This window comes from Sphaerotilus sp. FB-3, assembly GCF_023706025.1.
Classification (GTDB): Bacteria; Pseudomonadota; Gammaproteobacteria; order Burkholderiales; family Burkholderiaceae_C; genus Sphaerotilus; species Sphaerotilus sulfidivorans.
Map to the genome: position 1 here is coordinate 49,740 of NZ_BQWE01000032.1, position 24,895 is coordinate 74,634.

Consider the following 24,895-nt stretch of genomic DNA (forward strand, 5'->3'; position numbering starts at 1 on the left):
GGGTCTGGCGGTGGTGGCAGGCGTCAGGAGGTCAGCACGAAGACCAGCGTGGTGTCGGGCGAGCTGCTGCTGCCCGGCATCTGCCGCACTCTCAGGCGATCGCCGGCGCCGGCGGCCTTCAGCCACTGCTCGTAGGCGCCCTCGAGCAGGGCGCCGGACCAGGCGCGCGCCGACACGCCGAAGGCCGCGTCCAGCGGCGCGCAGTGGTGGACGATGCGCAGCGCATCACCGGTGTCCTGCAGCTCCACCCAGCCCCAGTCCATGTCGGACCAGAGCGTGTTCATCGCGGCCTCCAGGTCGGGCAGCAGCTCCAGTGCCGGCAGCGGGCGCTCGCGCGACATCGCGCCGCCGAGCCGGCGCATCAATGCGCGCGCACCGTCCGGGCCGAGCCGCTCGGCCAGTTCCTGCCCGAGACAGAACAGGAAGGGTCGCCACTGGCGGGAACACTGGTGCTGCTGGTGATATTCGTGATCCGAGGTCGGGCGTTTCATTGCCTGTAAAAGCCGGGAAAATTTATCAATTCTGCAGAAATAGCGCCTATTACCACTTATTCTGGGGATAGTAGCATGGCACTTCCTGGGGTATTGCAAGTTTTTTCTCTTCGTTGCGAGTTGTCGGCTTTCTGTTACTAATGGCATCGGATTTCTGTCGCACAAGTCATGAAGTCGATGGCTGGCTTTCCTCCTTTGGTGGGGATCCTGCAAGGTGCGGGCTGGCGCCGCCCGGCGCTACCATCGGGTCCGGACATGCCTGTGGAGCCCGTGGAGTCTGCCGATGAAAGTGCTGCTGATCGATGACCATCCGCTGATCCTGTCTGCGATGCAGAGCGTCATCCTGCAGATCGACCATGGCATCGAGGCGGTCACCGTCGAGTCCGCCGCCGAGTGCCGGGCGGTGCTGGCGAGGCGCCGCGACTTCGATCTGATCCTGCTCGACCTGCAGCTTGGCGATGCCGACGGCTTCGAGCTGCTGGCCGAGCTGCGCCGCGAGCATCCCGCGCTGCCGGTGATGGTGGTGTCGGCGTCTGAGCGACCCGGCGATGCGTTGCGCGCGATCGATGCCGGCGCGATGGGCTTCGTGCCCAAGCGCTCCAGCAACGAGCTGCTGCAGGATGCCGTGCATCTGGTGATGTCGGGCGGCATCTACATGCCCGAGCTCGTGCCGACCGATCGGGTCGAGCCGGGCCCGGTCCCGCCGCTGGCCGCGCCGTCTGGCGTGGCGGCGGCCGGACAGGCCCTGCGTCCCGGCGCGCGCACCCGGACCGGCGGCTCGCTGGCCGATCTCGGGCTGACGCCGCGCCAGCGCCAGGTGATGCAGCTGCTGCTGCACGGCAAGTCGAACAAGCTGATCGCCCGCGACCTCGGCATTTCCGTCGAGACGGTCAAGGACCATGTGGCCGCGGTGCTGCGCAGCCTCGGGGTGACCTCGCGCACCCAGGCGGTGCTGGCCGTCGGCCTGATGAGCGATCTGTCCGAGGGCTCCCTGTCCTGATCCGCGGGGCGGGATCGGCATGCTCATGTCCGCATCGATGCACTCCTGCTCGCTGATGTCGCGGGTCGGCCGGCTGTGGCTGCCGGGGGTGCTGGCCTGGGGGCTGGCAACCGCCTGGCTGCTGCCGCGGGCGGATGATCCGCTGCGGCTGGCGCTGCTGGTGCCGATCGCGCTGCTCTGCCTGGGCTCGCCCGCCGTGTCGCTGGGCCGTGCCTGGCTCCAGGCCGGGCTGGCGGGTCTGCCGGTGCTGGCGGCGGTGCTGATGCCGCCGTTCGATGCGCGGCGGGCCTGGCTGGTGACGGTGCTGCTGCTGGGCGCGACGCTGCTCGGGCTGCATCACCGCCGGCTCTTCCTGACCCAGCAGGTGCTGCGCGACCGCACCGCGCTGCTGATGGCCGAGCTGGCGGCCGAGAAGGAGGCCGCCGAGGAGGCTCGGGCGGTGGCCGAGGCCGCGACCCGGGCGCGCACCAGCTTCTTCACCGCGGCCAGCCACGACCTGCGCCAGCCGCTGCATGCGCTGGTGCTGTTCACCAAGTCGCTGCAGCTGCGCAACCGCGATCCTGGCCTGGACGAGACGCTCGGCCAGCTGGCCGGCGCGATCGAGTCGCTCGATCATCTGTTCGACCGGCTGCTCGACCTGAGCAGCCTGGATGCCGGCGCGGTGAAGGTCGATGCACGTGCCTTCCACCTGCGCGAGGTCTATGCGCGGCTGACGCCGCATTTCGAGCCGCAGGCCTTCGACAAGGGGCTGTCGCTGTCCTTCCGGGGCGGGCGCCATGCGGCGCTGGCCGATCCGGTGCTGGTCGAGCGCATCCTGCGCAACCTGCTGTCGAACGCGATCCGCTTCACCGAGGACGGCGGGGTGCTGGTGAGCTGCCGCTCGCGCCCCGAGGGGCTGCTGCTGCAGGTCTGGGATTCCGGGCCCGGCATCGATGACGCGCAGCTGCCGCGCATCTTCGACGAGTACTACCAGGTCGGGCCGGGCGAGGGCGCGGCCGAGGAGCCGGTGCCGCGCCGCGGCCGCGGGCTGGGACTGGCGATCGTGCGCCGGCTGGCGCTGCTGATGGCGCTGCCGCTGCGGGTGGACTCGCGGCCCGGCCATGGCACGGTCTTCACGCTGCAGCTGCCGGTGGCCAGCGCCGCGCAGATCGAGGCCGCGAGCCGGATGCCGCCTGCGCCGATGCGCACCCTGCCGACGCTGCAGGGCATTCATGTGGTGTGCATCGGCGAGGCGGCTGCCGCCGAGCAGGGTGCCGCCGGCCTGCTGCGCGGCTGGGGTGCCAGCGTCAGTGCCTTCGCATCGGCGACCGGACTGGCCGCCTGGGCCGCGGTGCAGCCCCGGGTGCCGGCGCTGCTGATCGCTGACGCCCGGCTGCCGAGCGGAGCGGACGGCCTGGCGCCGGTGCGGCTGCTGCGCCGCAGCTTCGGCCAGACGGTGCCGGCGGTGGTGCTGCTGCACCAGCTGCCTGCCGGCGATCCGACCGGCTCGACCTTCATCCCGCACGAGCCCGATGTGCATGCCCTGCCGCATCCGGTGGCGCCGAACCGGCTGCGCGCGATGGTGGGCGCCAAGCTCGGACCGCGCCCGGCGGCCACGCCGGCCGGCACCGTACAATCCCGCTCCCCGACCTGAAGCTGAAGCGACCGAGAAGGCAAGAGAACCATGTCGATGCACGACCGAGACGGAAAGATCTGGATGGATGGTCAGATGGTGGACTGGCGCGACGCCAAGATCCATGTGCTGACCCACACGCTGCACTACGGCTGCGGCGCCTTCGAGGGCGTGCGCGCCTACGAGACCGTGAACGGCACGGCGATCTTCCGCCTGCGCGAGCACACCGAGCGCCTGTTCAACTCGGCCAAGATCCTGCGGATGAAGATTCCCTTCACGATCGAGCAGGTCGAGGAGGCGCAGAAGGCGGTCGTGCGCGACAACAATCTGGCCAGCGGCTACCTGCGCCCGCTGACCTGGGTGGGCTCCGAGAAGCTGGGCGTCAGCGCCAAGAACAACACCATCCACCTGATGGTCGCGGCCTGGCCCTGGGGCGCCTACCTGGGCGAAGAGGGCCTGAAGCGCGGCATCCGCGTCAAGACCTCCAGCTACACCCGCCACCACGTCAACATCACGATGACGCAGGCCAAGGCGGTCAGCAACTACACCAACTCGATCCTGGCCAACGCTGAAGCCACCGACGACGGCTACGACGAGGCGCTGCTGCTCGACGCCAGCGGCTTCGTGTCCGAGGGCGCCGGCGAGAATATCTTCATCGTGAAGAACGGCGTGATCTACACGCCCGACCTGTCGGCGGGCGCGCTCAACGGCATCACCCGCAACACGATCTTCCACATCGCCAAGGATCTGGGCCTGGAGATCGTGCAGAAGCGCATCACCCGCGACGAGGTCTACATCGCCGACGAGGCCTTCTTCACCGGCACCGCCGCCGAGGTCACGCCGATCCGCGAGCTCGACCGCATCGAGATCGGCATCGGCTCGCGCGGCCCGATCACCGAGAAGATCCAGTCGGCCTTCTTCGACATCGTCGGCGGCCGCAATCCGAAGTACGCGCACTGGCTGACGCCGGTGAACGGCTGATTTCCTGATCCACTGATCCACCAAGGCATCGAAGGAGCGATCGAGATGAGCGACAAGAAGGACGTCGTCGAGGTGCTGGCCTCGGACCTGCAGGGCCCGGGCGTGGTCTTCTGCCCGAACCCGAAGATGACGCTGTGGAACCAGCATCCGAAGGTCTACATCGACCTGTCGCACGGTGGCGAAGGCAAGTGCCCGTACTGCGGCACCGTCTATCGCCTGAAGGCCGGCGAGAAGATGCCGTCCCACCACTGAACCGGCTGCTGCCTTGACGACGCGCTCGCTGGTCGTCGCGCCGCAGTGGATCGGCGACGCGGTGATGAGCCAGCCGCTGCTGGCGGCGCTGGCCGCGCGCGGCGAGATGCTCGCGGTGGCGGCGCTGCCCTGGGTCGCGCCGGTCTACCGCGCGATGCCGGAGGTCGCCGAGGTGTTCGACCTGCCGTTCGCGCATGGCCGGCTCGACCTGAAGGCGCGCTGGCGGCTCGGCCGCGGCTGGGCCGGGCGCTTCGAGCGGGCCTATGTGCTGCCGAACTCGATCAAGGCGGCGCTGCTGCCGTGGTTTGCCGGCACGCCCGAGCGCATCGGCTACCAGGGCGAAGGACGGCCGCTGCTGCTGAACCGGCGCCGGCCGAATCCGGCCGAGGCGCGCCCGCCGATGGTCGCGTTCTACGCCGCGCTGGCCGGAGCGCCGGACGCGCCGGCTCCGGCGCGCGACGCGGTGGCGGACCCGGTGCTGCATCTGCCTCCTGAGCGGCTGCGCAAGGTGCTGACCGGCCTGGGCCTGACCCGCCGCGGCTACTGGGCGATGGCGCCGGGCGCTGAATACGGCCCGGCCAAGTGCTGGCCGGCCTCGCACTACGCCGCGCTGGCGCGCACGCTGCACCAGCAGTCCGGCCAGCCGGTGGTGCTGCTGGGCTCCGGCAAGGAGGCGGCGATGGCGCAGGGCATCGCCGACGAGGCCGGCGCCGGCGTGCAGGTGCTGGCCGGGCGCACCACGCTCGACGAGGCGATGGCGCTGGTGGCCGGCGCACGCGGCCTGGTCAGCAACGATTCCGGCCTGATGCATGTCGGCGCCGCCTTCGGCCTGCCGCAGGTGGCCGTCTTCGGCTCGACCAGCCCGGAGCACACGCCGCCGCTGAACGCGCGCGCCGAGGTGATCTGGCTGCGCGACGAGCTGGGCCTGGACTGCGCGCCGTGCTTCCAGCGTGTCTGTCCGCTCGGCCACACCCGCTGCCTGGCCGAGGTCGCGCCGCCGCGGGTCGAGACCGCGCTGCTGCAGCGCGTCGCGGCGGCCGAGCGCGAGCTCGACCATCCGGTCGCCGGACTGCGGGTGGTGCGCTGAAGCGGCACCGCAGCATTGCTGCGTAGAATCCCGGGCCATCATGCCGATGACCCGCGAATTCGTTCTCACCCTCTCGTGTCCCGATGCCAAGGGCATCGTGCACGCCGTCTCCGGCCTGCTGTTCCAGGCAGGCTGCAACATCATCGACTCGCAGCAGTTCGGCGACGTCCTCGGCGAGGATGCGACCGGGCTGTTCTTCATGCGCGTCCATTTCGAGGCGCCGGACCACCTGGCCGATGCCGGCACGCTCGACCGCCTGTTCGGCCATGTGCGCCAGCAGTACGCGATGAGCGCACAGGTGCGCAGTCTGGCGCGCCGCCCGCGCCTGATGCTGCTGGTCAGCAAGCACGGCCACTGCCTGAACGACCTGCTGTTCCGCTGGAAGAGCGGCCAGCTGCCGGTCGACATCCCGGCCATCGTCTCCAACCACCCCGACTTCGCCGAGCTGGCCGCCAGCTATGGCATTCCCTTCCACCACCTGCCGCTGCCCACCGGCAGCAGCGCCGCGGTCAAGCGCGAGCAGGAGCAGCGCATCGAGGCGCTGTTCACCGAGCTCGACATCGACCTCGTCGTGCTGGCGCGCTACATGCAGATCCTCAGCACCGAGCTGTGCCAGTTCCTGCAGGGCCGCGCGATCAACATCCACCACAGCTTCCTGCCGAGCTTCAAGGGCGCCAAGCCCTACTACCAGGCGCATGAGCGCGGCGTGAAGCTGATCGGCGCGACCGCGCACTACGTGACCGCCGACCTCGACGAGGGCCCGATCATCGAGCAGGATGTCGAGCGCGTCGACCACACGCTGAGCCCGGAGGACTTCACCGCGGTCGGCCGCGACGTGGAGTGCGTGGTGCTGGCGCGCGCGGTGCGCTGGCATGTCGAGCACCGGGTGCTGCTCAACGGTCGCAAGACCGTGGTCTTCCGCTGACGCCGACACGAGGAGCCCCCGATGCCCGCCAGGCCGCCCAAGGTCGCACTGATGACCACGCCCGACGAGACCGAAGCCCAGTTCTACGAGGCGCTGCAGCGCGGCGATCTCGACCGGGTGATGGCGGTCTGGGCCGATGACGACGACATCGCCTGCATCCATCCATCGGGCCCGCGCCTGCTCGGGCTGCATGCGATCCGCGCCGGCTACGAGTCGCTGCTCGAGGGCGGCGGGCTGAATCTGCGCATCGCGCAGGTGCGCCGGCTGGTGGTCGGCAACAGCGCCGTCCATCATGTTCTGGAGGAGCTGCGGGTCGAGACGCCTGAAGGCACGCAGAGCGCCTGGGTGCTGGCCACGCATGTGTTCGTCAAGACGCCGCAGGGCTGGCGTCTGCTGGTGCATCACGCCAGCCCGGGCAGCGCAGGCGCGGTGCAGGAAGTCGGCGACGAGCCCTCGATGCTGCATTGAGCGCGGCCACCGCTTCCACCGCTTCTCCGGGGCCGCTGCCGCCGGCACCGGCCTGGCTGCCCGGCGGGCAGCTGCAGACGATCTGGCCGGCGCTGTTCTCGCGCCGCCATGCGCCGGGCCGCCCGCCTGTCTGGGCGCGGGAGCGCTGGACCACGCCGGACGGCGACTTCGTCGACGTCGACCGGCTGCAGCCGCGCCAGAGCCCGGCGCCGGGCCCGCAGGCGCCGCTGCTGGTGATCTTCCACGGCCTGGAGGGCTCCTCGTCGAGCCACTACGCGCAGGCCTTCGCCGAGCGCGCCGAGCAGCTGGGCTGGGCCTGCGCGCTGCCGCATTTCCGCGGCTGCTCCGGCGAGCTCAACCGCGCGCCGCGCGCCTACCACTCCGGCGACTTCGAGGAGATCGGCTGGATGCTGGCGCGGCTGGTGCAGGGGCGCCAGGGGCCGGTGCATGCGGTCGGTGTCTCGCTGGGCGGCAACGCGCTGCTGCGCTGGGCGCAGGAAAGCGGCGAGCAGGCGGCGCGCCAGCTGCGCTCGATCGCCGCGATCTGCGCGCCGCTGGATCTCGCGGCCGCCGGCGACGCGATCGGCCGGGGCCTGAACCGGCGCATCTACACGCCGATGTTCCTGCGCACGATGAAGCCCAAGGCGCTGGCCAAGCTGGCGCAGCATCCGGGCCTGTTCGATGCGGCGCGGCTGCGCGCGGCGCGCGACCTGCGCGAGTTCGATGATGTCTTCACCGGACCGCTGCACGGCTTTGCCGGCGTCGACGACTACTGGCGGCGCGGCTCGAGCCGCCACCGGCTGGCCGAGATCCGCGTGCCGGCGCTGGTGATCAATCCGCTCAACGACCCGTTCGTGCCGGCCGACAGCCTGCCGGCGCCGCATGAGGCCGGCCGTGCGGTCGAGCTGTGGCAGCCGGCGCACGGCGGCCATGTCGGCTTCGCCAGCGGCGCCTGGCCGGGCGAGGTGCGCACGCTGCCGCAGCGGGTCTGCGACTGGCTGCAGGGGCGGGCCGTGGGCCTGCGCGCGGATCTGAGGCAAGATCCGCGGCATGGATGAGATCGTCAAGGCGGCCCTGCGCAAGTGGCCGAACGTTCCCGCCTGCCGGGGCTGGCTGGCGCTCGATGCGCGTGGCGACTGGTACATGCGCGACGACCGCACGCAGGCGGCCGGGCCCTTTCCGCAGTCCAGGGGCAGCCGGGTGGTGCACGACAAGCTGCGCGAGTTCATCGGCCGCAACTACGAGGTCGATGCGTCCGGGTGCTGGTATTTCCAGAACGGTCCGCAGCAGGTCTTCGTCGAGCTGGAGGTCGCGCCCTGGGTGCTGCGGCTGCGGCGCGATGCGGCCGGGGCGCTGCATGTCGAGACCCACACCGGCCGGCCGCTCGAGACCGACGCCGTGCGCGCGGCACTGGTCGACGAGCAGGGGCGGCTTTTCCTCGACACCGCGATCGGCCTGGGCCTGGTCGCCTCCGCCGACATGGATCTGGCGGCCGACGAGGTGCTGGCCGGGCGCTGGCAGCCCGAGGAGGTGGCCTCCGTCACGCTGCCGGCACGCTGCGGCCATGTGCTGAGCCCGGCACGGGCATGAAAAAAGCCGGCGGCGCCGGCTTCTCTCGTGATTCGATCCTGATCAGTTCGCGGCCGAAGCGGCGCCTTCCGGGGCCTTCGGCTCCTCGAACTTGCCGCCGCCGGCATTGGCCATGTGGGCCACTGCGCGGGCGATCTCCAGATCGCTGTGATCGCCGCCGCCCTGGGCGCCCATGTTGCCCTTGCCCTTCAGCGCGGAGTTCACCAGCGCCTCGAAGCCCTGGCCCAGGCGCGGGCCCCAGGCACCGGCATCGCCGAACTTGGGCGCACCGACCAGGCCGGCTTCGTGGCAGGCGGCGCATTGCGCCTTGTAGACCTGCTCGCCGGTCTTCAGCGGGCCGCCTTCGAGCTTGATCGCCACCTTGGCGACCGGACGGATGCGCTCGGCCACCGCCTGCTCGCTCATCGCGTCGCTGCCGGCGCCATCGCGCCGGTCGCTGCCGACATCGCGCACCAGCAGCGCGATCACGAAGATCGGGACCAGGAAAGCGAAGATCACCGCCAGGATCAGCTGCTTCGGGGTCTTGATCGGGCTATGGTGCTCGTCGTGGTGTTGGCTCATGGGTTCCTCGGGCTGCACGGGAATGTTGGAAAGCGGTGAGGGCGCGGCTCTCTGGCGGTGGGATGGCCGGGGGGGCGCAAAACCTGCGAATTATAGTCCGCTGCCTGACGGGGATTTGTTGCATGCACGCAGCGCTGCAAACAATGCTAGAATCGCAATCTCCGCGCCCGTAGCTCAGTGGATAGAGTATTGGCCTCCGAAGCCAAGGGTCGCTGGTTCGATCCCAGCCGGGCGCGCCACCGAATGATTTCGACATCGACGCCAACCGCCAAAAACGGTTGGCGTTGCTGTTTCCGGATCCGGACAAGGAGTCTCGTGCGATGAGCGAAGCCAGCATGACCTGCCGGATTCTCGGCGTCCATGTCGCGACAGTGCGGCCGCTGCGGGTGGCGGGCGGGCGCACCGTCATGTCAGGCATCGGCAAGCAGGCGGTGGCGAGCGGCTTCTGCCGGGTCGGTCCGCTCGGTCTCGATGGCGACGAGCAGGCCGATCCCACGGTCCACGGCGGTCTGGCCAAGGCGGTCTATGCCTATCCTTCGGAGCATGCGGCCCTGTGGCGCCAGGCGCGCCTGGAGGCTGGCGTGGCCTCGCTGTGGGAGCAGGACGATGAGAGCGCCGGTGCGTCGGCCAGCCTGGTCGGCGAGAACCTGGCGCTGGCCGGCCTGCTCGAGAGCCAGGTCTGGATCGGCGACCGGCTGCGGTTGCCCGACTGCGAGCTGGTGGTGACCGAGCCGCGTTTTCCCTGCTTCAAGTTCAATGCCGCGATGGGCTGGAACGGTGCGGCCCGGCAGATGGCGCGCACCGGTGCCTGCGGCTGGTACCTGTCGGTGGCGCGTGCCGGCAGTCTGGCCGCCGGCCAGATGGCCGAGCTGGTGCCGGGGCCGCGCCGTGTACGGCTGTCCGAGGTCTTTGCGGCGCAGGTGCGCCGCCGGGTCGAGCTCTGACCAGGGCTTCCTGAACGGTCCCTGAAGCGCAGGGTTCCGTGCCCCATACCGAGGTCCAGTGCGGTTCCCAGTGAACTTCGTCACGATTGCAATGTCACCGGCCACCGACTAACCTGCCTGGGCATCCCCCCCTCCGGCCCGGGCAGCCTGGTGCCGGTGACACTTCGACCTGAAGGAAAAGAGACCATGGGACTGATGAGTTTCATCAAGGAAGCCGGCGAGAAGCTGTTCGGCAAGGACGATCCCGAGAAGGCCGCCGCCGAGGTCGCCACCGCTCCGGATCCGGCCGCCGCGCAAGCCCGCCTGGCCGCCGCGAACGAGAACGCCGCCCGCGCGATCGAGAAGTACATCGACACCCAGGGCCTGAAGGTCGACGGGCTGCAGGTCGCCTTCGACGGCACGACCTGCCAGGCCACCGTCAGCGGCTGCGCGCCCGACCAGGCCACCAAGGAAAAAGTGCTGCTGTGCTGCGGCAATGTCGCCGGCGTGACCGGCGTCAACGACATGCTGACCGTGACCGAGCCGGCCGACGAGTCGCGCTGGCACACCGTCGTGCGCGGCGACACGCTGTCGGGCATCGCCAAGGCGATGTACGGCAACGCCAATGCCTACATGAAGATCTTCGAGGCCAACAAGCCGATGCTGGGCCACCCGGACAAGATCTATCCGGGCCAGGTGCTGCGCATTCCCGCCTGAGCGCGGTCGGCGCCGGACGTGTTCAGCCGCGCGGCACCACCCAGCGCGGCCAGTCGCCCGGGATGGCGTGGCGCTGGACTTGATGCACATGACTCACGCTAGCCATCCCGACTGCCCGGCCGCAGCTGCAGCCGGCGCTCCGCGCTCAGGTAGGGCCACAGCAGCGCCATCGCCTGCCGGGTGCCGCGCCGCACCGCGGCGTCGGCGTTGTCGGGCTCGAGCGCGCGGCGCGGGTCGCGCACATATTCGTAGCTCAGCCAGTAGGTCAGCAGCACGATGATCGAGGTGGCCAGCGCATCGGCATCTTCCGGCCCGATCGGCGCGCCATCGAGAATGCACAGCCGTGCGACCCGCTCGCGCACCGCCGCCTGCTGCAGCGCCAGCGCCGCCTGGCAGCGGGTCTCGAGCTGGCGGTTGCGGGTCAGCAGGTCGTTGAGATCGCGGAAGATGAAGCGGTAGTCCCAGGCCAGGCGCAGCAGCGCCGGCACCAGCAGCCAGGCGCCCTCGGCATCGTCGGCCGGGCCGGCGGCGGCCAGCGCCCCGGCCAGCGCCTGCTCGTAGCGGCCGACCAGCGCATTGACCAGCGCCTCCTTGGCCGGGTAGTGGTAGTACAGGTTGCCGGGGCTGATGCCCAGCTCGGCCGCGAGCGCGTTGGTCGAGACATTGGGCTCGCCGTAGCGGTTGAACAGCGCCAGCGTGTGGTCGAGGATGCGCTCGGCGGTGCGCCGGGGGGCCTTCTTGGCGCGGTCGGTCATGGTGTCGTGCAGAGTCTCCGGGCGCCAATCTAGCACCGCGCTGGTGCCTGATCGCCCCGGGTTTGCCTCTGCATGGCGCGTGCCCGCAGCGGCCGCGTGGTCGCGCCGCTCGGGGATCACGGGCCCGGGCGGTCCAGGTCGGCGGCCTCGTGGCGTTCCGGGCACTGGTCGGCCGGATCGCCGAAGGTGCGGTTGACCCGCCGGCCGCGCTGCACCGCGGGCCGTGCGCCCACCTCGTCGGCCCAGCGGCGCAGATGCGTGTACTGCTCGACCTGCAGGAACTCGCCCGCGCCGTAGAGCAGGCCCTGCGCCATCTGACCGTACCAGGGCCAGATCGCGATGTCGGCCACCGTGTAGTCGTCGCCGGCGACGTGGCGCCGGGTGGCCAGCAGCCGGTCGAGCACATCGAGCTGGCGCTTGGTCTCCATCGCGTAGCGGTTGATCGGGTACTCGAGCTTCTCCGGCGCGTAGGCATAGAAATGCCCGAAGCCGCCGCCGACGAAGGGCGCGCTGCCCATCTGCCAGAACAGCCACGACAGGCATTCGGCGCGCGCGGCCGGCGCGGCGGGCAGCAAGGCGCCGAACTTCTCGGCCAGATGCACCAGGATCGCGCCGGACTCGAAGACCCGGATCGGCTCAGGGCCGCTGCGGTCGACCAGCGCCGGGATCTTCGAGTTCGGATTGACCTCGACGAAGCCGCTGCCGAACTGCTCGCCGTCGCCGATCTTCACCAGCCAGGCGTCGTATTCCGCGCCGGCATGGCCCAGCGCGAGCAGCTCCTCCAGCATCACCGTCACCTTCACGCCATTGGGCGTGCCCAGCGAGTAGAGCTGCAGCGGGTGGCGCCCGACCGGCAGCGCCCGCTCGTGCGTGGCGCCGGCCACCGGCCGGTTGATGCTGGCGAACTTGCCGCCGCTGGCGGTGTTCCAGGTCCAGATGGCGGGTGGGGTCCAGGGCGTGTCGGAGGAGGTGGAGGTCATGGCAGATGTCGACAGGATCGGTCGGGGGTGGGGCAGGGCGTCCGGCCACTCTACGGGAAGCGCGCCGCGCCTGCAGGACCAGGGGCGGCTGCCTACAATCCCTGCCCGATGACCCCCGCAATCTCCTTCCAGCAGGTCGGCAAGACCTTCCAGACCCCACGCGGCCCGCTGCAGGCGCTCGACGGCGTCAGCCTCGACATCGCGCAGGGCGAGTTCTTCGGCTTGCTCGGGCCCAACGGCGCAGGCAAGACGACGCTGATCAGCATCCTGGCGGGGCTGGCGCGTGCCACCTCCGGCCGGGTCGAGGTGATGGGCCATGAGGTGGTGGCCGACTACGCCGCGGCGCGCCGGTCGCTGGGCATCGTGCCGCAGGAGCTTGTGTTCGATCCCTTCTTCTCGGTGCGCGAGACGCTGAGGATCCAGAGCGGCTATTTCGGCGTGAAGGGCAACGAGGCCTGGATCGACGAGCTGCTCGAGGGCCTGGGCCTGGCCGACAAGGCCGGTGCCAACATGCGCCAGCTGTCGGGCGGCATGAAGCGTCGGGTGCTGGTGGCGCAGGCGCTGGTTCACCGCCCGCCGGTGATCGTGCTCGACGAGCCGACCGCCGGCGTCGACGTGGAGCTGCGCCAGACGTTGTGGCAGTTCGTCGCCCGCCTCAACCGCGAGGGCCACACCGTGCTGCTGACGACGCACTATCTGGAGGAGGCCGAGGCGCTGTGCGGGCGCATCGCCATGCTCAAGCAGGGCCGCATCGTCGCGCTCGACCGCACCAGCGCGCTGCTGGGCGCGGCCTCCAGCACGATGCTGCGCTTCAAGACCGACGACGCGCTGCCGGCCGACCTGGCCGCGCAGGCGCGCATCACCGGCCGCATCGCCCAGGTCAAGGCGCGCGACGCCGCCGACGTCGAGCAGCTGCTGGCGCGGCTGCGCGCCGCCGGCGTGCGGGTGGAGGACCTCGAGATCGGCCGCGCCGACCTCGAGGACGTGTTCCTGGAGATCATGCAGGGAGGCCGGGCATGAGCGCCGTCGCCAGTTCGCGTTTCGCCGGGGCCGGCACGCTGTTCCGCAAGGAGGTGCTGCGCTTCTGGAAGGTCAGCTTCCAGACGGTGGCCGCGCCGGTGCTCACCGCGCTGCTCTACCTGCTGATCTTCGGCCATGTGCTCGAGGACCATGTGAAGGTCTACGAGGCGGTCAGCTACACCAGCTTCCTGGTGCCGGGTCTGGTGATGATGAGCGTGCTGCAGAACGCCTTCGCCAACAGCTCGTCCAGCCTGATCCAGAGCAAGATCACCGGCAACCTGGTCTTCCTGCTGGTGGCGCCGCTGAGCCACTGGGCCTGGTTCGTGGCCTATGCGGGCGCCTCGGTGGTGCGCGGGCTGGTGGTGGGCGCGGGCGTGCTGGCGGTGACCGCCGGCTTCGCGCACCTGCGCCTGGCCGAGCCGCTGTGGGTGCTGGTCTTCGCGCTGCTGGGCGCGGGCATGCTGGGCACGCTCGGCCTGATCGCCGGGCTGTGGGCGGAGAAGTTCGATCAGCTCGCCGCCTTCCAGAACTTCATCATCATGCCGATGACCTTTCTCTCGGGCGTCTTCTACTCGGTGCACTCGCTGCCCGGCATCTGGCAGCAGGTGAGCCACCTCAACCCGTTCTTCTACATGATCGACGGCTTCCGGCACGGCTTCTTCGGGGTGAGCGACGTGTCGCCCTGGACCAGCCTGGCGGTGGTGGGAACCAGCTTCGCGGTGGTTTCGGCGATCGCGCTGAGGCTGCTGGCCAGCGGCTACAAGCTGCGGCACTGAGGCCGAACGGCTGCCGCATCCAGGCCGAAGCGCTCCTTTTTCACGCTGCCGCTACAATCCGACCCATCATGGCTGATCCCACCCCCGCCCAGGTCCGCGACTACATCGCTGCGGGCCTCCCCTGCGAGCACCTCGATGTCGAGGGCGACGGCCGGCATTTCTTCGCGACGATCGTCTCGGCGAGCTTCGAGGGCAAGCTGCGCGTCGCACGCCACCAGCTGGTCTACAAGGCCCTGGGCGAGCGCATGCGCGAGGAGATCCACGCGCTGTCGATGAAGACGCTCACCCCGGCCGAATGGGCCGCCCAGGCCGGCCAGGGCGCCGGCACCGCCTCCCACCCGCATCACTGATTGCCCGCGCGCGGCGGCAGGCCGCGGCGCGGGCGCCCGGCCGGCCGGTCCTTCCGGCGTCTGATCGATCGTCCGCACCGCCCCAGGCCCTGCCGGACGCATCCTCCGCTCCCCCTCACACCACGCCTGCCCATGGACAAGCTCCTGATCCGCGGCGGCCGCACCCTCCAGGGTGAGGTCACGATTTCCGGCGCGAAGAACGCCGCCCTGCCGGAGCTGTGCGCCGCGCTGCTCACGCCCGAGCCGGTGACGCTGGCCAATGTGCCGCTGCTCAAGGACGTCTCGACGACGCTGAAGGTGCTGGCGCAGCTCGGCGCCAGCTCGGTGCGCGATCCGGCCGACGCGTCGGTGGTCACCGTCGACGCCTCCAGCATCACCTCGACCGAGGCGACCTACGATCTGGTCAAGACGATGCGCGCCTCCATCCTGGTGCTGGGGCCGCTCTTGGCGCGCTTCGGCATCGCGCGGGTGTCGCTGCCCGGCGGCTGCGCGATCGGCTCGCGCCCGGTGGACCAGCACATCAAGGGCCTGCGCGCGATGGGCGCGGAGATCCGCGTCGAGCACGGCTACATCCACGCCACCGCCCGCCGCCTGAAGGGCGCGCGCATCACCACCGACATGGTGACGGTCACCGGCACCGAGAACCTGCTGATGGCCGCGACGCTGGCCGAGGGCGAGACGATCCTCGAGAACGCCGCGCAGGAGCCCGAGATCACCGACCTGGTCGACCTGCTGGTGTCGATGGGCGCGCAGATCGAGGGCCGCGGCACCAGCCGGCTGCGCATCACCGGCGTCGAGCGCCTGCATGCGCCGGCCGTGCCGCACCGCATCATCCCGGACCGCATCGAGACCGGCACCTTCCTGTGCGCGGTGGCGGCCACCGGCGGTGACGTGACGCTGCGCCGCGCCGACGCCAGCCACCTCGACGCGGTGATCGACAAGCTGCGCGAGGCCGGCGTGACGATCGAGCACGGCGCCGACTGGATCCGCGTCGCGGCCAGCCAGCGCCCGAAGGCAGTGAGCTTCCGCACCAGCGAGCATCCGCTGTTCCCGACCGACATGCAGGCGCAGTTCATGGCGGTGAACTGCATCGCCGAGGGCGTGGCACGCGTCACCGAGACGATCTTCGAGAACCGCTTCATGCACGTCAACGAGCTGGTGCGGCTCGGGGCGCACATCGCCGTCGACGGCCACACCGCCATCGTCGAGGGCATCCCGAAGCTGTCGGGCGCCACCGTGATGGCCACCGATCTGCGTGCCTCGGCCAGCCTGGTCATCGCCGGCCTGGTCGCAGAAGGCGCGACGACCGTCGACCGCATCTACCACCTCGACCGCGGCTATGACGCGATGGAAGTGAAACTGCGCGCCATCGGCGCCGACATCGAAAGGATTCCGGGATGAGCGACATGATCACGCTCGCGCTGTCGAAGGGCCGCATCTTCGAGGAGACGCTGCCGCTGCTGGCCGCCGCCGGCATCGAGGTGCTCGAAGACCCGGAGAAGTCCCGCAAGCTCATCCTGCCGACCAACCGCGCCGACGTGCAGGTGGTGCTGGTGCGTGCCACGGACGTGCCGACCTATGTCGAGCATGGCGGCGCCGACCTCGGCGTGGCGGGCAAGGACGTGCTGATCGAGCACGGCGGCGAGGGCCTGTACCAGCCGCTGGACCTGAAGATCGCGCGCTGCCGCATGAGCGTGGCGGTGCGCGAGGGCTTCGACTACGAGGCCGCGGTGCGCCAGGGCTCGCGCATCCGCGTGGCCACCAAGTACACCACCATCGCGCGCCAGCACTTCGCCGACAAGGGCGTGCATGTCGACCTGATCAAGCTCTACGGCTCGATGGAGCTGGCGCCGCTGACCGGTCTCGCCGACGCGATCGTCGACCTGGTCTCCACCGGCAAGACGCTCAAGGCCAACCAGCTGGTCGAGGTCGAGCCCTTCATGGAGATCTCCTCGCGCCTGGTGGTGAACCAGGCCGCGCTGAAGCTCAAGCGCGACCGGCTGCGTCCGCTGATCGACGCCTTCGCCGCCGCGATACCGAAAGACTGATTCCCTTCGCTCCACCCTCACGGAAACCGCCATGCCTCCCGTCGCCGTCCGTCACCTGAACACCACCAGCGCCGATTTCGAGACCGAGTTCAAGCGCGTGCTGCACTGGTCGGCGGAGACGGACCATGCGATCGAGGAGCGCGTCGCCGCGATCCTCGAGGACGTGCGCACCCGTGGCGACGCGGCGGTGCTCGAGTACACCGCGCGCTTCGACGCGCTGGAGGCGCCCTCGGTCGCCGCGCTCGAGCTGACCCGCGAGGAGCTCAAGGCCGCCTTCGACGCCATCACGCCGGCCCAGCGCAGCGCGCTGGAGTCGGCCGCCAGGCGCGTACGCGCCTACCACGAGCGCCAGCTGCAGGCCTGCGGCCTGAGCTGGTCCTACCGCGACGAGGACGGCACGCTGCTGGGCCAGAAGGTCACGCCGCTGGACCGCGTCGGCATCTATGTGCCCGGCGGCAAGGCGGCCTATCCGTCGTCGGTGCTGATGAACGCGATTCCCGCCCATGTGGCCGGCGTGTCCGACATCGTCATGGTCGTGCCGACGCCGCGCGGCGAGAAGAACGCGCTGGTGCTGGCCGCGGCCTATGTCGCGGGCGTCAGCCGCGCCTTCACGATCGGCGGCGCGCAGGCCGTGGGCGCGCTGGCCCACGGCACCGCCACCGTGCCGCGCGTCGACAAGATCACCGGCCCGGGCAATGCCTACGTGGCGAGCGCCAAGCGGCGCGTCTTCGGCCAGGTCGGCATCGACATGATCGCCGGCCCCTCCGAGATCCTGGTGCTGGCCGACGGCACGACGCCGCCGGACTGGGTGGCGATGGACCTCTTCAGCCAGGCCGAGCACGACGAGCTGGCGCAGTCGATCCTGCTGTGCCCGGACGCCGGCTACATCGCCCAGGTGCAGGCGTCGATCGACCGCCTGATCGAGGGCATGCCGCGCCGCGATGTCATCCGCGCCAGCCTGGAAGGGCGCGGCGTGCTGATCCTGACCCGCGACATGGACGAGGCCTGCGCGATCAGCAACCGCATCGCGCCCGAGCACCTGGAGGTGAGCTCGTCGGAGCCGCACCGCTGGGAGCCGCAGCTGCGCCACGCCGGCGCGATCTTCCTTGGTGCCTACACCAGCGAGTCCCTGGGCGACTACTGCGCCGGCCCGAACCATGTGCTGCCGACCTCCGGCACCGCACGCTTCAGCTCGCCGCTGGGCGTCTACGACTTCCAGAAGCGCTCCAGCCTGATCGAGGTGAGCGAGGCCGGCGCGCAGCAGCTCGGCCCCATCGCCGCCGAGCTGGCCTATGGCGAGGGCCTGCAGGCGCATGCGCAGGCCGCCGAGTTCCGCCTGAAGCGCGCTGAATGAACCGGAGTTCCGAGATGACTGCTTCCTCTTCCGCCGCGCTGCTCCCCGAGCGCCTGCAGACCATCCTGCGTAGCGATGTGCAGGGCATGCACGCCTACGCGGTGCAGCCCAGCGCCGGCTTCATCAAGCTCGACGCGATGGAAAATCCCTTCCCGCTGCCGCCCGGGCTGCAGGCCGAGCTGGGCCGGCGCCTGGGTGCCGTGGCGATCAACCGCTATCCCGGCGAGCGCATCGACACGCTGAAGGCCGCGCTGGCCGCGCATGTCGGGCTGCCCGAGGGCTGCGCGCTGATGCTGGGCAACGGCTCGGACGAGCTGATCTCGCTGCTGGCGATGGCCTGCGACCGCCCCGGCGCGACCATCCTGGCGCCGGTGCCCGGCTTCGTGATGTACGCGATGTCGGCGCAGCTGCAGGGGCTGGAGTTCGTCGGCGTGCCGCTGACGCCCGATTTCGAGCTGGACGAGACCGCGATCCTCGAGGCCATCGAGCTGCACCGCCCGGCCATCACCTACATCGCCTACCCGAACAACCCGACCGCCAACCTGTTCGACGACGCGGTGATCGAGCGCATCGTCGCCGCGGTCGGCCGCCAGAACGGCCTGGTCGTGTTCGACGAGGCCTACCAGCCCTTCGCGTCGCGCTCGTGGATGGCACGCGCCGGCGAGTTCGACCATGTGCTGGTGATGCGCACGCTGAGCAAGTTCGGTCTGGCCGGCGTGCGCCTGGGCTACATGGTCGGCCCGGCCGCGCTGATCGGCGAGATCGACAAGGTGCGCCCGCCCTACAACGTCAGCGTGCTCAACGCCGAGGCGGCGCTGTTCGCGCTCGAGCATGCCGACGAGTACGCCGCCCAGGCCGCCCTGCTGCGCCAGGAGCGCGAGCGGCTGCAGGCGGCGCTGCGCGAGATGCCAGGCGTCAAGGCCTGGCCGAGCGAGGCCAACATGATCCTGGTGCGGGTGGCGGACTCGAAGGCCGCCTTCGAGGGCATGAAGCGCCAGGGCGTGCTGATCAAGCATGTCGCCGCGCTGCATCCGCTGCTGGCCAACTGCCTGCGCCTGACCGTCGGCACGCCCGACGAGAACGACCGCATGATCGCCGCGCTGCGCGCGTCGCTCTGAGACCCGAGCCCCTCCATGAGCACTGACACCCTGACCCCGGCCGCCGGCGCGGACCGCATCGCCGAGATCCGCCGCGACACCAACGAGACCAAGATCCGCGTGCGCGTCAACCTCGACGGCAGCGGCAAGTCGGTCCTGAAGACCGGCATCGGCTTCTTCGACCACATGCTCGACCAGATCGCCCGTCACGGCATGATCGACCTGGAGATCGAGGCCGACGGCGACCTGCACATCGACGGCCACCACACGGTGGAGGATGTCGGCATCACGCTGGGCATGGCGGTGGCCAAGGCCGTGGGCGACAAGAAGGGCCTGACCCGCTACGGCCACGCCTACGTGCCGCTGGACGAGGCGCTCTCGCGGGTGGTGGTCGACTTCTCGGGCCGTCCGGGCCTGGCGATGGACGTGAAGTTCACCGCCGGCATGATCGGCGCGCTCGACACGCAGCTGGTGTTCGAGTTCTTCCAGGGCTTCGTCAACCATGCGCTGGTCAGCCTGCATGTCGACAACCTGAAGGGCCACAACGCGCACCACCAGTGCGAGACGATCTTCAAGGCCTTCGGCCGCGCGATCCGCATGGCGATCACGCCCGATCCGCGCTCGGCCGGCGTGATTCCGTCGACCAAGGGATGCCTCTGACATGAGCCAAAGAACTGTCGCCGTCGTCGATTACGGCATGGGCAACCTGCGCTCGGTGTCGCAGGCGGTGATGCACGTCGCGCAGGGCTCCGGGCTGGAGGTGGTCGTCACCTCGCGCCCCGAGGAGGTGCGCGCGGCCGAGCGGGTGGTGCTGCCCGGCCAGGGCGCGATGCGCGACTGCATGCGCGAGCTGCACGACTCGGGCCTGAAGGACGCCGTGCTCGAAGCCGCCGCCAGCAAGCCGCTGATGGGCGTGTGCGTCGGGATGCAGATGCTGCTCGACCACTCGGAGGAGCAGGACACGCCGGGCCTGGGGCTGATCCCGGGGCGCGTCATCCGCTTCCGCCTGGACGGGCGCCTGCAGCCCGACGGCAGCCGCTTCAAGGTGCCGCAGATGGGCTGGAACCGGGTGCGCCAGCTGGCGCACGACGGCGCGGTCCATCCGGTCTGGGCCGGCGTGCCCGACGGCGCCTGGTTCTACTTCGTGCACAGCTACCACGCCTGCCCGGCCGATGCACGGCACGCCGCCGGCGAGACCGACTACGGCGACGCCTTTACCTGCGCGGTGGCCCGGGATAACATTTTCGCGACCCAGTTCCACCCGGAGAAGAGCGCCGACCACGGCCTGGCGCTCTACCGCAACTTCCTGTCCTGGAAGCCCTGAGCGGCGCCGACCGGCAACTTCCGCGTCTCCCTTCCTCCTTCAACCGCAACCTCTGCGTTTCCAGCCATGCTGCTGATTCCGGCGATCGATCTCAAAGACGGCAAGTGTGTCCGCCTCAAACAGGGCGACATGAACGACTCCACCACCTTCGGGGACGATCCGTCCGTCATCGCGCGGCGCTGGCTCGACGCCGGCGGCCGCCGCCTGCACCTGGTCGACCTGAACGGCGCCTTCGCCGGCAAGCCGGTCAACGCCGGCGCGATCAAGTCGATCCTGGCCGAGGTGGGCGGCCGCATCCCGGTGCAGCTCGGCGGCGGCATCCGCGACCTCGACACCATCGAGCGCTACCTGGACGCCGGCATCAGCTACGTCATCATCGGCACCGCCGCGGTCAAGAACCCCGGCCTGCTGCGCGACGCCTGCGCCGCCTTCCCCGGCCACATCATCGTCGGCCTGGACGCCAAGGACGGCAAGGTCGCCACCGACGGCTGGAGCAAGCTGACCGGCCACGAGGTGGTCGATCTGGCGAAGAAGTTCGAGGACTACGGCGTCGAGAGCGTCATCTACACCGACATCGGCCGCGACGGCATGCTCTCGGGCATCAACATCGAGGCGACCGTGCGCCTGGCGCAGGCGCTGAAGATCCCGGTGATCGCCTCCGGCGGCCTGTCCAACATCCAGGACATCGAGGCGCTGTGTGCGGTCGAGAAGGAAGGCGTCGAGGGCGTCATCTGCGGCCGCTCGATCTACACCGGCGACCTCGACTTCGCCGCCGGCCAGGCCCGCGCTGACGCGCTGGGCGGCGTGGCGGGCTGAGCACCATGCTGGCCAAGCGCATCATTCCCTGCCTGGACGTGACCGGCGGTCGTGTCGTCAAGGGCGTCAACTTCGTCGGCCTGCGCGATGCGGGCGATCCGGTGGACATCGCCGCGCGCTACAACGACCAGGGCGCCGACGAGCTGACCTTTCTCGACATCACCGCCACCAGCGACGGCCGCGACCTGATCCTGCACATCATCGAGGCGGTGGCCTCGCAGGTCTTCATCCCGCTGACGGTGGGCGGGGGCGTGCGCACGGTGGCCGATGTGCGCCGGCTGCTCAACGCCGGCGCCGACAAGGTCAGCTTCAACTCGGCGGCGGTGGCCAATCCGCAGGTGATCCGCGAGGCCAGCGACAAGTACGGCTCGCAGTGCATCGTCGTGGCGATCGACGCCAAGCGCCGGGTGGGCGAGGATCTGGCCGCCAAGGGCCCGGGCTGGGATGTCTACACCCACGGCGGGCGCAAGAACATGCACATCGACGCGGTGGCCTGGGCGGCGCAGATGGCGCAGATGGGCGCCGGCGAGATCCTGCTGACCAGCATGGACCGCGACGGCACCAAGATCGGCTTCGACCTCGACCTGACCCGTGCGGTGAGCGATGCGGTGTCGGTGCCGGTGATCGCCTCGGGCGGCGTGGGCAACCTCGACCACCTGGCCGACGGCGTGCAGCAGGGCGGCGCGGACGCGGTGCTGGCCGCCAGCATCTTCCACTACGGCGAGCACACGGTCGGCGAGGCCAAGCAGCTGATGGCGGCACGCGGGATTCCGGTGCGGCTCTGAATGCTCAGTCCGGCGTGTCCTCGTCGGACGCGTAGCGGTCCAGCACCGGCTGGAACCAGGGCGGGATCGCGTCGGTCTCCAGGCTCAGCGACTCGCCCGCGTCGGTGATCTCGGCCAGCAGCAGCCGGTCCTCGCCGGAGTTGTCGAAGACATAGGCGCGGCTGCTCTGGTCGATGGCCTGCGGCAGCAGGTCCAGCGAGCGGTGATAGCGCTCGCGGATCTTGTCCTGCGGCACCGGATGCCCGCCGCCGAGCACACGGTTGCGCACTCGCTCGACATTGATCTCCGGGTCGTCGGTGGCGACGAAGTACAGGTAGGTGCGGTAGCCGTGCGCGCGTGCCCGGGCCATGAAGTCCACCTTGTCGCGCGAGGACATGACCGTCTCGAAGGTGAAGGACTGGCCGCGCGCCAGCAGCCGGTGGCGGATGAAGTCCGACAGCACCGAGGCGTGGTAGGAGTTGACCTGCACCGCACCGAAGATCACGCGGCTGCCGTCGAGGCCCAGCCGGGCTGCGTCGGCAAGCAGTGCCGGATCGCGCGACAGCAGGGTCGAGGCTGCCATGAAGGCGTGCAGGCCCGCCAGGTCGGCAGCCCCCAGCGCGAAGTCGGCCAGGTCGAGATGACCACGGCCGCGGATGGACTTCTCGATCTCGTCGGCGTTCACATAGACGCTCAGCCATTCAGGCCGCAGCGCCTCCTTGATGGTGCTCTTGCCCGAGCCGTTCGGGCCGGCGAAGACCCGCAGGCGCGGGACGCCCATGCTCAGCGCGGTGCCCGGCGCGTCAGCGTCATGCCTCGCCGGACCGGGATGCGCGCGGGCAGGCTGCGCAGCACATGACGCTCGCCGCTGGCGCGGGTCTCGACCAGCTGGCCGTCGACCGCCTCGATCACCCGTCCGGAGATCTGCAGCGCCTGCTGGCGGGCCTGCCTGACCGCCAGCTCGGCCAGTTCGGGAATGCGGGCTTCCGCCGCCTGCATCGCGGCTTCGTCGAGAACAACGATCGGAGGGGTCATCGCGGGCTCCTGTGATGCGCTGGATTGTCTCACGCGGTCCTGGCCGCGCTCAGACCAGGCCGTTGCGGATCGCGTAGACCGTCAGCTCGGAGTTGTTGGCCATGCCCAGCTTCTCCAGCACGCGCGCGCGGTAGACGCTGACGGTCTTGGGGCTGAGCGAGAGCTCCTCGGCGATGTCCGACAGGCGCTTGCCGGAGGCGATCATCGTCAGCGTCTGCAGCTCGCGGTCGGAGAGCTTCTCGTGCGGCGCCTCGGGCGCGGGCGTGGTCAGGCTCTCGACCAGCATCTGCGCCATCTCGGCGGTGATGTACTTGCGCCCCTGCGCGACCATGCGCACGGCGGCGACGATCTGCGCCGGGTCGGCGCCCTTGTTGACATAGCCGTAGGCGCCGGCGCGCAGCGCGCGCAGCGCGTACTGGTCCTCCGGGTACATCGAGACGATCAGCACCCGGATCGGCGAGCCCTCGTCCTTGAGCACATGCAGCACGTCCAGGCCGCTGCGCCCGGGCATGCTGATGTCGAGCACCAGCACGTCGCAGGAGGTGCTGCGCAGCAGCGTGCGCAGCTCGCCGTATTCGCCGGCCTCGCCGACGATCTGCATGTCGGGCTGCTCGGCCAGCGTGTCGCGGATGCCACGGCGGATCAGCGCGTGGTCGTCGCACAGGATGACGCGGGTCATAGCGCTCCCCAGGTGGATGGATCGTGAGGGCTGCCCAGGGGCAGGTCGATGTCGGTGTCGCCGGGACGCGAGCTGGTGCCGACCACGTCGAGCGGCACCGACAGGATCAGCGTCGTGCCGGTGGGCGAACTGCTCAGGTCGATCCAGCCGCCGACGGTGTCGGCGCGCTCGTGCAGGCCGCGGATGCCGAAGGAGCGCTCCTTGCCGAGGTCCTGGTTCGACAGGCCGCGGCCGTTGTCGCTGATCTCCAGCGACAGCACGCCGGCGGCCACCGTCAGGTCGACCTGCACCCGGGTGGCGCGGGCGTGCTTGGAGATGTTGGTCAGCGCCTCCTGCGCGGTGCGATAGGCCACCAGCGGCACGCCCGGGGGCAGGCGCAGATGGTCATGGCTGGTGCGGAAGGCGGTCATGATGCCGTTGCGGCGCTCGAAGCGCTGCGTCATCCACTGCAGCGCCGCCACCAGGCCCTGCTCGAGAATGGCCGGGCGCAGGTTGTGCATGATGCGCTGGCTGGCCTCGATCGCGTGGTTGACCGTCTCCAGCGCCTGCTGCGCGCGCTCGGCCATCGGGCCGTTGGGCGCGTGACGCGTCAGCCAGGCCAGATCGAACTTGACTGCGGTCAGCGAGCCGCCGACGTCGTCGTGGATCTCGCGCGCGATGGCGGCGCGCTCCATCTCGATCGAGGTCTGCAGATGCTGCGCCAGCTCCGACAGGCGCTTGCGCGAGCGGGCCAGCTCCTCGTCGCTGCGCTTGCGCGCGCGCAGGCCCTCGCAGACCTCGACCGCATGCAGCAGCGCCGGCACCAGCCGGATCAGGTTGCTCTTGAGCAGGTAGTCGGAGGCGCCGTTGCGCATCGCCTCGACCGCGGTGTCCTCGCCGATCTCGCCGGAGACCAGGATGAAGGGCAGCAGCGCATCACGCTCGCGCAGCAGCTCCAGCGCCACCAGGCCGGAAAAGCCCGGCAGGTTGTAGTCGGAGATCACCGCGTCCCAGCGCTGGTCCAGCGCGGCCAGGAAGGCGCCCTCGGTGTCGATGCGCTGCATCGACGGCTCGATGCCGCCGCGGCGCAGGTGCGCCAGCACCAGCTGGTGATCCAGCTCCGAATCTTCCAGATGGAGCAGGCGCAGGCGGCGCAGCTGGGGGGTACGGGGCATGGGCGGGCAACGCTTTTTCACATGTCAGGAACTGAGCCGGATTTTGAGGCGTGATCCCGGCACCGGTGACAGGGGCGATTGAGAAAAATTGATGCAATCGACACCCGTTCTGTGTCCATCAACAGCGCCGAGCCGC

30 protein-coding genes and 1 tRNA gene are annotated in these 24,895 nt (G+C 70.2%); 23 read left to right on the top strand and 8 right to left on the bottom strand.

The features are described 5' to 3' along the window. Positions 1-23: 23 nt before the first annotated feature. A complete protein-coding gene (bcsD, locus tag NFT33_RS12985; protein ID WP_251675939.1) occupies positions 24-491 on the bottom strand; it encodes a cellulose biosynthesis protein BcsD in 468 nt (155 codons plus the stop codon). 283 nt (positions 492-774) lie between these two features. On the opposite strand from bcsD, the gene NFT33_RS12990 reads away from it, so the two are divergent. From NFT33_RS12990 to NFT33_RS13030, 9 genes are all read left to right on the top strand, one after another. Beyond that, positions 775-1,491 (top strand): response regulator, encoded by a 717-nt coding sequence (locus tag NFT33_RS12990; protein ID WP_251675942.1) that lies wholly within the window; start codon positions 775-777, stop codon positions 1,489-1,491. A gap of 25 nt (positions 1,492-1,516) precedes the next feature. Next, positions 1,517-3,124 carry an ATP-binding protein gene (locus NFT33_RS12995; protein WP_251675943.1) on the top strand — a complete coding sequence of 536 codons (1,608 nt, stop codon included), beginning with the start codon at positions 1,517-1,519 and terminating at the stop codon, positions 3,122-3,124. A 36-nt stretch (positions 3,125-3,160) separates the two neighbouring features. Beyond that, positions 3,161-4,084, top strand: a complete 924-nt coding sequence (locus NFT33_RS13000) for a branched-chain amino acid transaminase (RefSeq protein ID WP_180692899.1) — start codon at positions 3,161-3,163, stop codon at positions 4,082-4,084. Positions 4,085-4,129: 45 nt separating this feature from the next. After that, positions 4,130-4,336, top strand: a complete 207-nt coding sequence (locus NFT33_RS13005; RefSeq protein ID WP_037486115.1) for a zinc-finger domain-containing protein — start codon at positions 4,130-4,132, stop codon at positions 4,334-4,336. Between the two features lie 64 nt (positions 4,337-4,400). Further along, the gene (gene waaF, locus NFT33_RS13010; RefSeq protein WP_376744159.1) at positions 4,401-5,423 is read left to right on the top strand and encodes a lipopolysaccharide heptosyltransferase II; all 1,023 of its coding nucleotides are present in this window, start codon (positions 4,401-4,403) and stop codon (positions 5,421-5,423) included. A 40-nt stretch (positions 5,424-5,463) separates the two neighbouring features. Then, positions 5,464-6,348 carry a formyltetrahydrofolate deformylase gene (purU, locus tag NFT33_RS13015; RefSeq protein ID WP_149504213.1) on the top strand — a complete coding sequence of 295 codons (885 nt, stop codon included), beginning with the start codon at positions 5,464-5,466 and terminating at the stop codon, positions 6,346-6,348. Positions 6,349-6,369: 21 nt separating this feature from the next. Next, positions 6,370-6,816, top strand: a complete 447-nt coding sequence (locus NFT33_RS13020; protein WP_220785556.1) for a YybH family protein — start codon at positions 6,370-6,372, stop codon at positions 6,814-6,816. Next, positions 6,813-7,874 (top strand): YheT family hydrolase, encoded by a 1,062-nt coding sequence (locus tag NFT33_RS13025; RefSeq protein ID WP_251675945.1) that lies wholly within the window; start codon positions 6,813-6,815, stop codon positions 7,872-7,874. Before NFT33_RS13020 ends, NFT33_RS13025 begins: the two co-directional genes overlap by 4 nt. Then, positions 7,867-8,406 carry a DUF2946 family protein gene (locus NFT33_RS13030; RefSeq protein WP_251675947.1) on the top strand — a complete coding sequence of 180 codons (540 nt, stop codon included), beginning with the start codon at positions 7,867-7,869 and terminating at the stop codon, positions 8,404-8,406. The genes NFT33_RS13025 and NFT33_RS13030 overlap by 8 nt, the downstream gene beginning before the upstream one ends. A 42-nt stretch (positions 8,407-8,448) precedes the next feature. On the opposite strand, the gene NFT33_RS13035 is transcribed toward NFT33_RS13030, so the two are convergent. Continuing rightward, positions 8,449-8,967, bottom strand: coding sequence for a c-type cytochrome (locus NFT33_RS13035; protein WP_251675949.1), 519 nt, complete (start codon positions 8,965-8,967; stop codon positions 8,449-8,451). A 163-nt stretch (positions 8,968-9,130) separates the two neighbouring features. Here NFT33_RS13035 and NFT33_RS13040 point away from each other — a divergent pair. The 3 genes from NFT33_RS13040 (at position 9,131) to lysM (ending at position 10,607) form a co-directional block, all read left to right on the top strand. Then, a tRNA-Arg gene (locus NFT33_RS13040) sits at positions 9,131-9,206 on the top strand. An 81-nt stretch (positions 9,207-9,287) separates the two neighbouring features. Then, positions 9,288-9,911 carry an MOSC domain-containing protein gene (locus NFT33_RS13045; protein ID WP_246607073.1) on the top strand — a complete coding sequence of 208 codons (624 nt, stop codon included), beginning with the start codon at positions 9,288-9,290 and terminating at the stop codon, positions 9,909-9,911. Positions 9,912-10,097: 186 nt separating this feature from the next. Further along, positions 10,098-10,607, top strand: a complete 510-nt coding sequence (lysM, locus tag NFT33_RS13050) for a peptidoglycan-binding protein LysM (RefSeq protein ID WP_149504209.1) — start codon at positions 10,098-10,100, stop codon at positions 10,605-10,607. Positions 10,608-10,705: 98 nt separating this feature from the next. Here lysM and NFT33_RS13055 read toward each other — a convergent pair whose 3' ends face one another. Continuing rightward, positions 10,706-11,362: a TetR/AcrR family transcriptional regulator gene (locus NFT33_RS13055; protein WP_251675951.1), complete on the bottom strand. Its 657-nt coding sequence runs from the start codon at positions 11,360-11,362 to the stop codon at positions 10,706-10,708. 116 nt (positions 11,363-11,478) lie between these two features. Next, on the bottom strand, positions 11,479-12,342 hold the full coding sequence (gene yghU, locus NFT33_RS13060) for a glutathione-dependent disulfide-bond oxidoreductase (RefSeq protein ID WP_251675953.1): 864 nt from the start codon (positions 12,340-12,342) through the stop codon (positions 11,479-11,481). A gap of 108 nt (positions 12,343-12,450) precedes the next feature. Here yghU and NFT33_RS13065 point away from each other — a divergent pair, with 108 nt between their 5' ends. From NFT33_RS13065 to hisF, 11 genes are all read left to right on the top strand, one after another. Next, on the top strand, positions 12,451-13,362 hold the full coding sequence (locus tag NFT33_RS13065) for an ABC transporter ATP-binding protein (RefSeq protein ID WP_251675956.1): 912 nt from the start codon (positions 12,451-12,453) through the stop codon (positions 13,360-13,362). After that, entirely contained in the window at positions 13,359-14,138 is a 780-nt protein-coding gene (locus NFT33_RS13070; RefSeq protein ID WP_149504205.1) for an ABC transporter permease, read from the top strand. Before NFT33_RS13065 ends, NFT33_RS13070 begins: the two co-directional genes overlap by 4 nt. Positions 14,139-14,206: 68 nt before the next feature. Beyond that, the gene (locus tag NFT33_RS13075) at positions 14,207-14,488 is read left to right on the top strand and encodes a BolA family protein (RefSeq protein WP_220785562.1); all 282 of its coding nucleotides are present in this window, start codon (positions 14,207-14,209) and stop codon (positions 14,486-14,488) included. 132 nt (positions 14,489-14,620) lie between these two features. Beyond that, positions 14,621-15,889, top strand: a complete 1,269-nt coding sequence (murA, locus tag NFT33_RS13080) for a UDP-N-acetylglucosamine 1-carboxyvinyltransferase (RefSeq protein WP_251675957.1) — start codon at positions 14,621-14,623, stop codon at positions 15,887-15,889. After that, on the top strand, positions 15,886-16,536 hold the full coding sequence (gene hisG / locus NFT33_RS13085; protein ID WP_149504202.1) for an ATP phosphoribosyltransferase: 651 nt from the start codon (positions 15,886-15,888) through the stop codon (positions 16,534-16,536). Before murA ends, hisG begins: the two co-directional genes overlap by 4 nt. Positions 16,537-16,567: 31 nt before the next feature. Then, positions 16,568-17,890 (top strand): histidinol dehydrogenase, encoded by a 1,323-nt coding sequence (hisD, locus tag NFT33_RS13090; RefSeq protein ID WP_251675958.1) that lies wholly within the window; start codon positions 16,568-16,570, stop codon positions 17,888-17,890. Between the two features lie 14 nt (positions 17,891-17,904). Continuing rightward, complete coding sequence (gene hisC / locus NFT33_RS13095) at positions 17,905-19,008, top strand: histidinol-phosphate transaminase (RefSeq protein ID WP_251675959.1); 1,104 nt, start codon at positions 17,905-17,907, stop codon at positions 19,006-19,008. Between the two features lie 15 nt (positions 19,009-19,023). Further along, entirely contained in the window at positions 19,024-19,647 is a 624-nt protein-coding gene (hisB, locus tag NFT33_RS13100) for an imidazoleglycerol-phosphate dehydratase HisB (protein WP_251675960.1), read from the top strand. Between the two features lies 1 nt (position 19,648). Next, a complete protein-coding gene (gene hisH / locus NFT33_RS13105; protein ID WP_251675961.1) occupies positions 19,649-20,311 on the top strand; it encodes an imidazole glycerol phosphate synthase subunit HisH in 663 nt (220 codons plus the stop codon). A 66-nt stretch (positions 20,312-20,377) separates the two neighbouring features. Then, positions 20,378-21,127, top strand: a complete 750-nt coding sequence (gene hisA / locus NFT33_RS13110; RefSeq protein WP_220785566.1) for a 1-(5-phosphoribosyl)-5-[(5-phosphoribosylamino)methylideneamino]imidazole-4-carboxamide isomerase — start codon at positions 20,378-20,380, stop codon at positions 21,125-21,127. A gap of 5 nt (positions 21,128-21,132) precedes the next feature. Continuing rightward, on the top strand, positions 21,133-21,912 hold the full coding sequence (gene hisF / locus NFT33_RS13115; RefSeq protein WP_251675962.1) for an imidazole glycerol phosphate synthase subunit HisF: 780 nt from the start codon (positions 21,133-21,135) through the stop codon (positions 21,910-21,912). Between the two features lie 4 nt (positions 21,913-21,916). Here the strand turns inward: hisF and NFT33_RS13120 are convergent, their stop codons facing one another. From NFT33_RS13120 to NFT33_RS13135, 4 genes are read right to left on the bottom strand one after another with little or no spacing between them, the layout of a single operon-like run. Beyond that, positions 21,917-22,672, bottom strand: coding sequence for an ATPase (locus NFT33_RS13120; protein WP_251675964.1), 756 nt, complete (start codon positions 22,670-22,672; stop codon positions 21,917-21,919). A gap of 2 nt (positions 22,673-22,674) precedes the next feature. After that, positions 22,675-22,926 (bottom strand): hypothetical protein, encoded by a 252-nt coding sequence (locus tag NFT33_RS13125; RefSeq protein ID WP_173804248.1) that lies wholly within the window; start codon positions 22,924-22,926, stop codon positions 22,675-22,677. 49 nt (positions 22,927-22,975) lie between these two features. Then, a complete protein-coding gene (locus tag NFT33_RS13130; protein ID WP_173804247.1) occupies positions 22,976-23,605 on the bottom strand; it encodes a response regulator in 630 nt (209 codons plus the stop codon). Next, positions 23,602-24,759 (bottom strand): hybrid sensor histidine kinase/response regulator, encoded by a 1,158-nt coding sequence (locus NFT33_RS13135; RefSeq protein ID WP_149504191.1) that lies wholly within the window; start codon positions 24,757-24,759, stop codon positions 23,602-23,604. The genes NFT33_RS13130 and NFT33_RS13135 overlap by 4 nt, the downstream gene beginning before the upstream one ends. Positions 24,760-24,895 lie beyond the last annotated feature (136 nt).